The sequence below is a fragment of the Bradyrhizobium hipponense genome (assembly GCF_008123965.1).
GTDB lineage: Bacteria > Pseudomonadota > Alphaproteobacteria > Rhizobiales > Xanthobacteraceae > Bradyrhizobium > Bradyrhizobium hipponense.
Genome location: NZ_VSTH01000019.1, coordinates 167013 through 179479, shown reverse-complemented (window position 1 = coordinate 179479; position 12467 = coordinate 167013). Strand labels below are relative to the sequence as shown.

Annotated in this window: 9 protein-coding genes and 2 pseudogenes; 4 read left to right on the top strand and 7 right to left on the bottom strand. The window is 64.5% G+C overall.

Features of this window, described 5'->3' with window-relative positions; all coding sequences use genetic code 11:
- The first annotated feature begins 233 nt into the window (after positions 1-233).
- Positions 234-1430 (top strand): M24 family metallopeptidase, encoded by a 1197-nt coding sequence (locus FXV83_RS07050; RefSeq protein WP_148738469.1) that lies wholly within the window; start codon positions 234-236, stop codon positions 1428-1430.
- Between the two features lie 12 nt (positions 1431-1442).
- Here FXV83_RS07050 and FXV83_RS43880 read toward each other — a convergent pair.
- From FXV83_RS43880 to FXV83_RS07015, 7 genes and pseudogenes are all read right to left on the bottom strand, one after another.
- A pseudogene (locus FXV83_RS43880) lies at positions 1443-2243 on the bottom strand (hypothetical protein); the annotation flags it as partial.
- An 85-nt stretch (positions 2244-2328) separates the two neighbouring features.
- On the bottom strand, positions 2329-3618 hold the full coding sequence (gene fsrB, locus FXV83_RS07040; RefSeq protein ID WP_148738468.1) for a siderophore utilization protein FsrB: 1290 nt from the start codon (positions 3616-3618) through the stop codon (positions 2329-2331).
- A gap of 55 nt (positions 3619-3673) precedes the next feature.
- A pseudogene (locus FXV83_RS07035) lies at positions 3674-5663 on the bottom strand (TonB-dependent siderophore receptor).
- A 589-nt stretch (positions 5664-6252) separates the two neighbouring features.
- Positions 6253-6918 (bottom strand): methionine ABC transporter permease, encoded by a 666-nt coding sequence (locus FXV83_RS07030; RefSeq protein ID WP_148738467.1) that lies wholly within the window; start codon positions 6916-6918, stop codon positions 6253-6255.
- Positions 6908-8041: a methionine ABC transporter ATP-binding protein gene (locus FXV83_RS07025; protein ID WP_187435723.1), complete on the bottom strand. Its 1134-nt coding sequence runs from the start codon at positions 8039-8041 to the stop codon at positions 6908-6910. The genes FXV83_RS07030 and FXV83_RS07025 overlap by 11 nt, the downstream gene beginning before the upstream one ends.
- A 236-nt stretch (positions 8042-8277) precedes the next feature.
- On the bottom strand, positions 8278-9753 hold the full coding sequence (locus FXV83_RS07020; RefSeq protein ID WP_148738466.1) for a DASS family sodium-coupled anion symporter: 1476 nt from the start codon (positions 9751-9753) through the stop codon (positions 8278-8280).
- Positions 9754-9918: 165 nt separating this feature from the next.
- Complete coding sequence (locus FXV83_RS07015) at positions 9919-10680, bottom strand: hypothetical protein (protein ID WP_148738465.1); 762 nt, start codon at positions 10678-10680, stop codon at positions 9919-9921.
- A 62-nt stretch (positions 10681-10742) separates the two neighbouring features.
- On the opposite strand from FXV83_RS07015, the gene nthA reads away from it, so the two are divergent.
- Genes nthA through FXV83_RS07000 form a run of 3 tightly spaced genes read left to right on the top strand, consistent with a single transcriptional unit; the run spans position 10743 to position 12399 of the window.
- Entirely contained in the window at positions 10743-11366 is a 624-nt protein-coding gene (nthA, locus tag FXV83_RS07010) for a nitrile hydratase subunit alpha (RefSeq protein ID WP_148738464.1), read from the top strand.
- Entirely contained in the window at positions 11363-12022 is a 660-nt protein-coding gene (nthB, locus tag FXV83_RS07005) for a nitrile hydratase subunit beta (protein WP_148738463.1), read from the top strand. Before nthA ends, nthB begins: the two co-directional genes overlap by 4 nt.
- Entirely contained in the window at positions 12022-12399 is a 378-nt protein-coding gene (locus FXV83_RS07000) for a nitrile hydratase accessory protein (protein WP_187435722.1), read from the top strand. Before nthB ends, FXV83_RS07000 begins: the two co-directional genes overlap by 1 nt.
- Positions 12400-12467: the final 68 nt, after the last annotated feature.

The following is a 12467-nucleotide window of genomic DNA, read 5'->3' as shown; positions in this document are numbered from 1 at the left end:
ACCGTCTCGACACGTCCGAGTTCCATCGACGCCGTCGAATCGGCGCGCGCGGCGGCGCTCAAGATCAAATATCGTGTGCGTGCACATTCACCGGTCCAAGGCCGGAATGCGCTGGGATCTCGCCAGGCCGGCTGAATTCACGATGCCCAAACCCTTGCCGTCGACCTACAATCAGCGCCTCACAGGAAAACAGGCCGTTCAAACCGGCCGCCATCGAGAAACGGAGGTACGCCATGCAGGAGCACGCCGCCCGCGGAGCCGAGTCCCGCGCCATTCCGTTCGACGCCGCCAAGCTCGACCGCCTGATGGAGGCCGCCGGCCTCGACGTCCTGATCGCGACCTCCAAGCACAATGTGCAATACCTGTTAGGTGCCGAGCGCGCGATCTTCTTCGACTACATGGACGCCCTGGGCGTCAGCCGCTATCTGCCGGTGCTGGTCTATCCCAAGGGCGCGCCCGGGAAAGCCGTCTATATCGGCCACCGCCTCGAGACCCATCAGCGCGCCGTGGCGCCGCCTTGGGTGCCGCAGGTCCGGACCGAGTCCAATGGCTCGGTTGACGCCGTCACACGGGCCGTGAGCGCCTTGAAGGACGCTGGTGTGCCCATGCGGCGCGTCGGGGTCGAGATGGCGTTCCTGCCGATGGATGCCGGCCGGGCGCTTGCCGACGCCCTGCCCGGCGCCGAGCTCAGGGACGCCCTCCCGGTGCTGGAGCGCCTGCGCGCGGTCAAGTCCGCCGACGAACTGGCCAAGCTCAAGACGGCGTCGGAATTGGTGATCGCCTCGATGCTGGAGGTGATTGCCGGACACGGTCCCGGCACCACCAAGCAGCAATTGTCCGACGCTCTGCGCATCGCCGAAGTCAACCGCGGGCTCACCTTCGAATATTGCCTGCTGGCCTGCGGCAGCAGTCACAACCGGGCGCCGTCGGCGCAGCGCTGGGAGCAAGGCGACGTGCTGTCGCTGGATTCCGGCGGCAACTATCACGGCTATATCGGCGACCTCGCACGGATGGCCGTACTCGGCGAGCCGGATGCCGAGCTGGAGGATCTGCTGGCGGAGATCGAGGCTGTCCAGCGCGCCGCCTTCGCCGCGGTCCGGCCCGGCGCCCTTGGCGACGACATCTACGTGTCGGCCGAGCGCCAGCTCGCCCGGATCAGCCAGCGCGACTGCACCGATTTCCTCGCCCACGGCATGGGCCTGGTCAGCCACGAGGCCCCTCGCCTGACCGCCAAGGGTCCGGTTCCCTATGACGACGTCGATGCCCGGCAGCCGCTGGAAGCCGGCATGGTGGTGTCGATCGAGACCACGATGAAGCATCCGAAGCGCGGCTTCATCAAGCTCGAGGACACTGTGGCCGTGACGCCGACGGGGTACGAGATTTTTGGCGAAGGCGGCCGCGGGTGGAATCGCGGCGGCAGCGCGCTTTAGCGCAGCGGCAGCAGATCTGGCTTTCTTGACAGCGACCGCGAACCAGCTCTGGCTTGGCGCCGCCTTGGCGAAGCATTGGATGTAGGCGGCCATCGCGTTGTCTCCGCGGGTCATGTCGCCGCGCGGATCCTTCTTGTCGATGGGTTTGGCCATCATCTGATTCCAGACCTTCTCGCAGACCGGGATCGGCGCCGTCTTCACGGCGCCCCGTGCTGCCATGAAGAAGACCTTCTCGCCCTGGATCGCGACGACGTCGATTTCGTCCGGCGGCCCCTTCAGATCGCCATTGCCGCGCACGCCTAGCACGGCGACCGCGACACTCGCCCCCGCGGGCTTGGTGATCGGCAGCTCGGCATATTTGGCGAAAGCCGCGTCCTGGATCGCATTGTAGTAGAAGCGGTCCGACTTGAAGGCGGCGCCGATCTCCTGCGGCATGCCGTCCACGCGATGCTCGCGCAGCCAGTGCTTGAGCAGCGCAATGGTCGTCACCACGGCTTGGGTCTTGTCGGCTTCGGATGCGAAACCGAGCCCGTCGAGATGGCCGAAGCCGGAGTCACCCTTGTACAGCGTGTCCGCGTTGGACGTCCCTTCCGCCGAAAGCCCCCTGATCGTGACTGGCCCGATCAGGCCGCGCAACACACCTGCGAGCTCCTTCAGCGCCGCATCGTGCTGCTTGTAGGTTTCGTCATTCTCCGCAGCCATCGAGAATTTTGCGATGTAGCGATCGCGTAGATCTAGATAGTGCTGCTCGGGCGCGGCGGCATGTGCGTCGGTCGCGAATACGAGCAGGCAGAGCAAGGCAAACCACTTCATCACGATCCCACGAGACAGGAGCTGGCTCCAGTCTTTGTGCCTTTGTTTCGCGTGAAGGTTCATCCGCGCTGGTCGAGCGTGGACCCTACTCCGCCGGCGTGAGCTGCCGGTCCAGGCGCACCGCGGCGCCCTCACGCACGCGGACACGCGCGCGGCGCTTGCGCCACCAGATCACGACGCCGGTGACCGAAAGCGCCGCCACGACCAGGCCCATGATTGAGATCAGGATGCGGCCGAGCAGCCCGACGATGCGGCCCGAATGCAGCGGAAATTGCGCCTGCACGAAGAGATCGGCGGCGGTGCCGACCCAGGGCAGCCTTTCGCCGATCGGGCGCCCGTCCTCACTGTCGTAGTAGAGCTGCGCCGGGCCGACGCCGCCGGCGCCGTGGTCGTCGCCGGGATGAAAGAAGGCCACCGCATAGACGCCATGGGCGGGGCCGTAATTGATCGAGCCGACCGGAGTGGTCCACCCGCGCGCCTTGCCGTCGGCGGCGGCGCGCGCCGCGATGTCGGCAAAGGTGACTTTTGGCTCGATGGGGTCGTCGAGATCGCGGTACGGCCGCTGCTCATACGGCGTCGGTGTGTAGTTCGACACCATCTTCATCAGCGGCGAAAACACCTCGAAATAGAGGTTCAGCGAGAAGGCCGTGAAAGCGATGACGAACAGCAGTCCCCAGGTCCAGAGGCTGAAGGCGCGGTGGATGTCGAAATTGATCCGGTAGGCGCTGCCGCTTGTCTTGATGGTCCAGGCCGGCGCCCAGCGCGCCCAGAAACCGCGATCGAGCTGGCGCCTGACCTCGGGCGCCCGCGCCGCCTTGGCGCGTCGGCGAGCGGGTAGCGTCAGATAGAATCCGACGAAGCAGTCGATAGTCCAGATGATGGCGATCACGCCGAGCACGCGCATGCCCCAGCGGTCGCTGCCCCAGAACTCCGGAATGTGCATCGTGTAGTGCAGCTTGTAGAGGAACGAGACGAAGTTCACCCGCGTCACCGGCCACACCGCGCCCCAATAGCGCCGGCCGAGCTCCACGCCGGTGTTGGGATCGAGGAAGATCTGGTTGTAATCGAGCGCGTAGCGCTTGCCGGTCGCAGGGTCGATCCGCGGCATCACGAAGAACCACAGCGACTCGCCCTGCTCTGGCGTCATGAGGAGATAGACCACGCGCGCCCGCGGATCGCGCTGCTCGATCAGCCTGGCGAGCTCGATGGAAGGAATCGCCGGGCCTTTGCTCGTGACGTCGAACAGGCGCCGGTTCAGGACGTCGTCGATCTCATGATCCCAGGAGATGATCGCCCCTGTGATGCCGGAGAAGAACAGGAATCCTGCCGTGAGCAGTCCCGCCCAGCGATGCAACTTGCCGAATAGCGCTCTCATGGTCTCATCTCAACCAGCAGGTCCGGCCCGTTGACGGACCATCCTCACATCGAACTCACCAGCGGTAGGTCAGCTTGCCGATCGCCTTGCGGCCCTCGGCGTAGTAGCAGACCGATAGGCCATAGCAGGCTGCTACGTAGCGCGTGTCGGCGAGATTGGTGACGTTCAGCGACAGCCGCCAACTGTCCCTGGTGTAGGCCAGCAGCGCATCCAGCACGGTCGCCGATCCCACCTTGAACGTATTGGCATCATCGCCCCAGGTTGCGCCGACATAGCGGATGCCGCCGCCGAACTGGAGGCCCGCGAGCGGCCCGTTCTGGAGCGTGTAGTCGCTCCACAGCGAAGCGCGGTTGAGCGGCACGGTGGGCGGCGCCTTGCCGAGATTCACCGGGTCCTGCGAGAGCATGGCATCGACATAGGCATAAGCGCCGCGCAGGTTCCAGCCGTCGGCGAGCGACATCGTGCCTTCGAGCTCGACGCCGCGCGATTTCACCTGGCCGATCTGGTCGGCGAGGTAGGTTGGGGGTGGGTAGGTGACGACGTTGTCGCGCGTCAGATCGAAAGCGGCCAGCGTGATCAGCGCATTCCAGCCGAGCGGCTGGTATTTGACGCCGACCTCGTACTGGACGCCGGTCTCTGGATTGAGCAACTCGCCACCCGGGCCGGTCGCAAGAACCGGCAGGAACGACTCGGAATAGCTGAAGTACGGCGCGATTCCGTTGTCGAAATTGTACATCACTGCGGCGCGGCCGGTGAACGCCGAGACATCCTTTAAGACGGACGTATTGGAGACACCACTGTCGACCTGCGTCGTCACGAAATCCTGGCGGCCGGCGAGTTGGAACGACAGCCGGCCGAGCCTGATCTGGTCCTGCGCGTAGAGTCCGACCTGCGATTGCTTGACGCCAGTGTTGTCGGTCATGGCGCCGACACTCCAGTCGTAGCTGTAGAGCGGGGCGAACACGTTGATCTCGGGCGCCGAGGTCGCGACGCCAAAGGCGGTGTCGCGGAACCTGGTGTTGCGATAGTCGATCCCGACCAGCGTGGTGTGGCTCAGCATGCCGGTGTTGAACTTGCCTTGCAGTTGATTGTCCACCGCGAAGGAGTTGATGTACGAGTTGCTATTGCTGCCGAAACGCGCAAGCTGGCCCGCGGCCTCGTTGGTGTAGCCGGCGCCGTAGAACACCTTTCTCCTCGTTGTGCTGGTAGGCGTAGCGCAGGTTCTGCCGGAACGTGATGTTGTCGGTGAAGTCATTCGCGAGTTGGTAGCCGACGGTTGCGATCTCGGTGTTGAACGCGTCGAAGCTCGGCACGCCGGCGAAGAACGAGACCGGGATGGTGCGGCCGTTGTTCGGCCACACCGTGCCCGATGCCGGCAGGAACTGGAGGCCCCACCCTGCCCGGTCGCGCTGGTAATTGGCCAGGAAAGTGATGGTCGTATCCTCGTTCGGCTTGATGGTGACGGCGGGCGCGATGAAGACGCGGTTGTCCTTGGTGAAGTCGACCTGGGTCTCGCCGTCACGAACAACGCCGGTCAGGCGCCACAGCACGGTTCCTTCCTTGTTGGCGGGGCCGCCCATATCGAACTGGCCCTGATAGCGGTTGAAGCTGCCGCCTGAGATCGAGGCTTCGCCGAACTGCTGCGCGGTCGGCAGTTTGGTGACGTAGTTGAGGATGCCGCCGGTACCGCTGCCGCCGTACATCGCCGATGACGGCCCCTTGAGAACCTCGAGGCGCTCAGCACCATAGGGATCGAGGCCGTTGAAGTGCACGTAGTTGCTGGACGGAATCCGCAAGCCGTCGACGTAGAGGCCTGACATGGTCGTGTCGAAGCCGCGGATCTGAAGGGCGCCGAAGCGCGTATCCGAACCACCATTGACGTCGCCGCTGACGCCCGCGGTGTAGCGCAAGGCCTCGCCGATCGAGACCGCGCCCTGATTCCTGATCTGATCCGTGGTGATGACGGAAACAGACTGCGGGGTTTCGATCAGCGGCGTATCGGTCTTGGTGGCGGTGCCGCTGCGCGTCGCGACGAAACCGCGCACCGGACCATTGGCGCGTTCGCCGGTGCCGGAATTGGCTGTCGTCGTACTGGGCGCGACTTGTTGCGCCGGAGCACGGCGGTTGGCGCGCGAGGTGCGTGTCGTCGCACTCCGTCGCGACGAAGCAACCGCGGCGGGACGGCTGCGCTCGCTTGGCGCATCGACGGTGACGGAGGGAAGCTGCGTCTGGGCCTGCGCGGAAACGATGGGGGCAATGAGTGCAACGCTGGCTGCTCCGAAGAAAATCACCTGAAGCTGCCGAAGCCGCGTCTGGAAACGCGGAAGAAATTCCAAGTCTGTCACGTCTGCGAGGCCCCGCACTCTGCCGGCTTTGCCGGTACCGTTTTTGATGCCTCGCCCTAACGCAGGCGTTTTCAGAGCGCGATAGGAACGGCGTTAGAATTTCTCCAGACATGTGCGCAGCATGTGCGACCAATGCGCCCATCGGCGAGCAACGCGCATCGCACACCGCCGAGCGCTCTATCGGAGCTTAGTGTGTCCTGAATTTGGAATACCTCTAGACGGACAAGAGCCGTCGCACGTTCGCAACGCTTGGAAACAGTGAGTGCATCTCCAACCGTTGGTCGTGCTGTCAGCGATGCCGCAGCCGGCGATTGACCCGGCGCGCCAGATAATCGCCGGCGCTCTGGACGAGCTGCACCAGGGCGATCAGCACGACGACGACCGCAAGCATCATCTCCGGCATAAAGCGCTGGTAACCGTAGCGGATGCCGAGATCACCGAGACCCCCGCCGCCAACCGCGCCGACCATGGCGGAGTAGCCGAGCAGGCTGACCACCGCGAGCGTCAGTGCCAGCAGCAGGCCCGGCAACGCTTCTGGGATCAGGACCTTGAACACGATCTGAATCGGCGAGGCTCCGAAGGAGGATGCGGTCTCGATCAGGCCGCCGTCGACCTCGCGGATCGCACCTTCGACCAGGCGTGCGATGAACGGCGTCGAGGCGATCGTCAGCGGCACGATCGCCGCCGTCGAACCGATCGAGGTGCCGGCAACGAGCCGCGTGAACGGGATGATAGCGACCACCAGGATGATGAAGGGCGTGGAGCGCGTCGCATTGACGACGATGCCGAGCGCGGCATTGACCACGGGTGCCGCGAACAGCTCGCCTTTGCGGCTGGTCGCGAGAAACACACCGATCGGCAGGCCGAAGACGGTGCCGAGCAGCGCTGCGACCCCGACCATGAACAGGCTTTCGCCGGTGGCCTGGATGATCAAATTGACGAGTTCAGGCGACATGGCCGAGACGCTCCGCCGAGAATTGATGTTGAGACAGCCAGGTGAGGGTCCGGCTCGCAGCGCCCTCGCCACCGGGAATGCCAAGAGGAATTCCAAGAACCAGCGACCCCACATGCCGGCCGCCGATCTCGTCGATGCGAGCCGCCAGCAGCGACACGTCGAGGCCGAGCTCGCGGGCCATCCGCGCAACCAGGGTGTCGCCGGCGCCTGCGCCGCGGACCTGGACGCGGATCACGGCCTGCCCGCCGGCAACCGGCTCCGGCACGATACGGCTTGCCAGCGACACCGGCAGGCTGTCGCCGATCGCCTCGGCCAGGAAGGACTGCGTGATCGGATGCTTGGGATGGGTGAAGATATCGGCGACATGGCCGCTTTCGACGACATGGCCGGCGTCGAGCACCACGACTTCCTTCGCAAGCTGACGCACCACGGACATTTCATGCGTGATCAGCACGATGGTCACGCCAAGTTCCCGGTTGATGTTGGCGAGCAGATCGAGGATCGCGCGCGTGGTCTGCGGGTCGAGCGCCGAGGTCGCCTCGTCCGACAGCAATACGCTCGGCCGGGTCGCGAGCGCCCGGGCGATGCCGACGCGCTGCTTCTGGCCGCCGGAGAGTTCGGACGGATAGCGGTCGTGCTTGTCGGCGATGCCGACGAGGTCGAGCAATTCGGCTACCCGCGCGCGGATGTCGGCTTTGGCCCAGCCGGCGATCTCCAGCGGCAGCGCGACGTTGTCGGCCGCCGTGCGCGACGACAGCAGGTTGAAATGCTGGAAGATCATGCCGATGGAACGCTGCGCCAGCCGCAGCTCACGGCCGGCGAACGCCGAGATGTCACGGCCGTCGACGACGACGCGCCCCGTGGTTGGCTTCTCCAGCCCGTTGATCAGCCGAACCAGACTCGACTTGCCTGCGCCGGAGCGGCCGATCACGCCGGTGATGGACCCGCGCGCAATCGCGAAGTCGATATCCCTGAGTGCATTGACGCCGGGCTTGCCGCGATAGGCCGGATAGGTTTTTGAGATACAATCGAAACGGACCATCGCATCCGGCCGGGCGGCGGGTGAAATTGCCTCATGAGGTTCGACCGGCCGTCCGATCGCGACTGATTGGTGTGCGTTCATCTCTTTCACAGGGATTGCTGCTCGCACGCCGTGGCGGGCGAAAGCAAGTCGCATCAGCGACGGAAGGAAGCGACAAGGCAGGCCGTTCCAGGGGAACGCTGCACCGCAGCATGCACTATCGCTCGATCCGGTCTTTCTTGCAATTTCAGTTATTTGCGAGGAGTTGGACAAAGTTTTCCAAATCCCTCCCCGGTGAAGAAAATTTATCCGCCGGGGGTATTAGCCTGCGGTCCGGCCTAGCGGACCATCTGCAACCACGGCAGCACGATCAGCAGCAGCCCGCCGAAATAGAGCAGCCCGAAGATCAGGCCAAAGCCCCAGAACTGCCCCTTCCCGATATAGCCGCTGCCGAAATACATCGGCGCCGGCCCGGTCGCGTAGGGCGAGATCACGCCCATCAGGCCGAGCGAATACATGCAGAGCATGGCGAGCGTCGTGACCGGCAGATCGGGGATGCCCGACCCGACCGCAAGCACCACCGGCAGCACGGCTGCGGCATGCGAGGTGATGCTCGAGAAGAAATAATGGATCCAGAAGAACAGCGCGACCAGGAGGATCATCGCGGTCGACGGAGCGAGCCCGGCGAGCGGCTTTGCGTATTCGGTAGCGAACCATTTGATGAAGCCGATCTCGTTCAGGCCCGAGGCCAGCGTCAGCAGCGAGGTGAAGTAGAAGAACACCTCCCAGGCGCTCTTCTCGCTGACGATGTCGGCGAACTCGATCACGCCGGTCACCAGCATCAGCGAGATCACGATGAACACGACGGTAGTGGCATTGACGAAGTTCGAGCCGAGCACGGGTACACGGATGTCCGGGCTCGAGCCCGCAATCCACAGGAACATCGCCAGCGCGATCAGGCCCAGCATGATCCACTCGTTGCGCGACATCGGGCCCATCACTCCGAGCTCCTTGCCCGCCCATTCGGAGATTTCGGGGCTGCGCTTTACTTCCGGCCGGCACACCGCGTAGCTCAGCAGCGGCACCAGCACCATCAGAAGCAAGCCGAACGGCGCAAAGCCCATGAACCATTGGCCCCAGCTCACCTCGACGCCGACCGTCTTCTTGGCGATCGCGAGCGCGGCCGCATTGGGCGCGAGCGCGGTAAAGAACAGCGAGCTGGTGACGGCGGTCGACGCGAACGCGGTCCACATCACATAGGTGCCGATCCTGCCTGCGGTTGGTCCGGGCTCGGAGCCGTAGATGCGCGGAATGTTGCTGATGATGGGATAGACGATGCCGCCGCTGCGCGCGGTGTTCGAGGGTGTTGCCGGTGCCAGCAGGAAGTCCGACATCGCCACGGCATAACCGAGGCCGAGCGTGTTGCCGCCAAGCTTTTGCACCAGCACCAGCGCGATGCGCCGGCCAAGCTGGCTCTTGCGATAGCCGATCGAGAACACGAAGGCGCCGACGATCAGCCAGACCGTGCTTTCGGCAAAGCCCGCCAGCATCCAGCGCAGCGACTTGGTCGGATCGGGGTCGATGTAGCCACTGATGCCGGCGACCGTGAGCCCGATCAGGCCGACCGCGCCGACCGGCATCGATTCCAGAATGAGCCCGGTGATGACCGCGGCAAAGATGGCAAAATAGTGCCACTGGTTGGCATTGAGCCCGGCGGGCACGGGCCACAGAAAGATCGCCAGCCACACCGCCAGCGGCGCAATCAGCTTCCAGCGGAACCCTTTTGCCTCAGGCGCGGTCGAACTCGCCGTCATGGGCCTTCCCCCTCAATTTCAATGGTGTTTGACCGGCTCGTTGACGGGCCGCTTTTGTCCCAGCGCCGCGTATACGGACTGTCCGGGGCGCGATCAATGGCTGGCTTGGCATTGATGCCGTCATAGCCGGCCAAGGCAACCACCCAGTTCTTGCCGGTCTTGTCGCTACAGATGACCCGTGCGCCGATGCTCCGGCTGCGCACCGGGCGCCGGAAAGCGGATCGTGGTGCCGAGCGTGATCCAGTTGGAGTTCTCGCCGGTGATGTTCCGGCCATAGATCAGATCGATGGAGAAGATCTCGTTGGGCCGGTAGCGCACGCCGCTCTGAAATCGCGGCTGCACCACGCTTGCGATCTCCGACGCTCCTGCCTGGCCGTACGCCTCGATCGTCCATTGCAAGGTGTCGGTGAACTTCCAGTCGAAGCCGATGCCATAGGTCAAGTAGTGACGATCGACCGTGCGATCCCAGAGCCAGCCGCCGTTGAGGTTGATGCGCATGGTCTCGGACAGGCGAAAGGTTGCGGGAATGACGGCAAAGGCGGACAGGTTTTCGCCGGTCGCCGCATCGAAGGAGCCGCCGGCATAGGCTGAGAATCCCCACCTGCCGATCGCCGTTGGAACGAAATTCGTCTTGGCCTTGGGAGCAGCCGTCGTGCTCCAGTCACCATCGCTGCGGGCGCGGTTGGTGTTGAGGCTGAGCTCGATCGGCCTGAAGGGATCGACAACACAGGACGGGTTGGCAACGGCCGAAAAGTCAGTGTTGGTGGCCGCCGACATCCAGCTTTCGACCTTGCACGAGCCGACCTCGGAAATATCGGCTGCATCCACCGCATAGGCGCCATTCGCAGCATGCGCCGCTTGCGCTGCAAGCCACGTCATTGCCGCGCAAGCCGCAGCCAATCCGGTCCGTCCAGCCTTGAAGCCCATGTGACCACGCTAGCAGAGTCTTCGCCTCGACAACGCCTGGATTCTGGGACTATCTTCGCCGCATGAGCGACCATCATCACCACCACGACGACCATTCGGAATTGTCCGAGACGGAGCTGCGTGTGCGCGCGCTCGAGACGATCCTGACCGAAAAAGGCTACGTCGAGCCGGCCGCATTGGATGCCATTATCCAGGCTTATGAGACCAAGATCGGTCCGCACAACGGCGCGCGCGTTGTTGCCAAGGCCTGGAGCGATCCGGCCTTCAAGGCAGCGCTGCTGGAGGATGGCTCCAAGGCGATCGGCACGCTCGGCCATGTCAGCCGCGTCGGCGACCATCTCGTCGTGATCGAGAACACGCCGCAGCGGCATAACATGGTCGTGTGCACGCTGTGCTCCTGCTACCCCTGGGAAATGCTCGGGCTGCCGCCGGTCTGGTACAAAGCCGCGCCCTACCGCTCGCGCGCCGTGAAGGACCCGCGCGGCGTGCTCGCCGATTTCGGCGTCACGGTGCCGAAGGATACGGAAATCCGGGTGTGGGATTCGACCGCTGAGACACGCTTTTTGGTGCTGCCGATGCGGCCCGAAGGCACCGAAGGCTGGAGCGAGGAGCAGCTCGCCGGGCTCGTCACCCGCGATTCCATGATCGGGACCGGCTTTCCCAAGAAGCCCGGAGCGCCGTCGTGAACGGCGTGCACGACATGGGCGGCATGGACGGGTTCGGCAAGGTCGAGCCCGAGCCCAAAGAGCCGACCTTCCACGCCGACTGGGAAGCACGCGTGCTGGCGATGGTGCGTGCGATGGGCGCCGCCGGGGCCTTCAACATCGACACCTCGCGGTTCTATCGGGAAACCCTGCCGCCGCATGTCTACCTGTCCAGCTCCTATTACCAGAAATGGTTCCTTGGGCTTGAGGAGATGCTGCTCGCAAAGGGCTACATCGCGAAGGATGACGTCGCGGCTGGCCACGCAGTGCAGCCGGCGAAGCCGCTCAAGCACGGCAAGTTGAATGTCGAGGACGTCGAGCGCACAATGGTGCGTGGAAAATTCGCGCGGCCTGCCCCGGCGCCCGCCAAATTCAAGATCGGCGACCGCGTGCGCGCCAGGAACATTCACCCAGCGACGCACACCCGGCTGCCGCGCTATGTGCGCGGCCATGTCGGCGTGGTCGAGCTGAACCACGGCTGTCACGTCTTTCCGGATTCGGCGGCGATGGAGCTCGGCGAAAATCCGCAATGGCTTTACACGGTCGTTTTCGAAGGCCGCGAGCTCTGGGGCGCGGACGGTGATCCGACCTCGAAGATATCGATCGACGCGTTCGAGCCGTATCTGGATCCGGCGTGATGAGCGGCATACTTGCCGCCGCTGCGACGGCGGCCATACCGAGCATTCCGCGCGACGACGACGGCCCGGTGTTCCGCGCGCCCTGGGAGGCCCACGCGTTCGCGATGGCGCTGACGCTGCACGAGCGCGGCGTGTTCACCTGGACCGAATGGGCCGCGGCTCTCGCCGACGAGATCAAGCGCGCACAGGCCGCCGGCGATCCCGACACCGGCGAGACCTATTACCTACACTGGCTCGCCACCCTGGAAGGACTGGTTGCACGTAAGGGCGTTGCCTCATCGGAAACGCTGCACCGCTACCGCGACGCCTGGGACCACGCTGCCGACCGCACCCCGCACGGCAAGCCAATTGAGCTGCGGCCGGAGGATTTTTGGTAGCTCTCGCTACACTCGTCATTGCGTGCGAAGCGAAGCAATCCAGAATCTTTCCGCGGCGACAGTCTGGA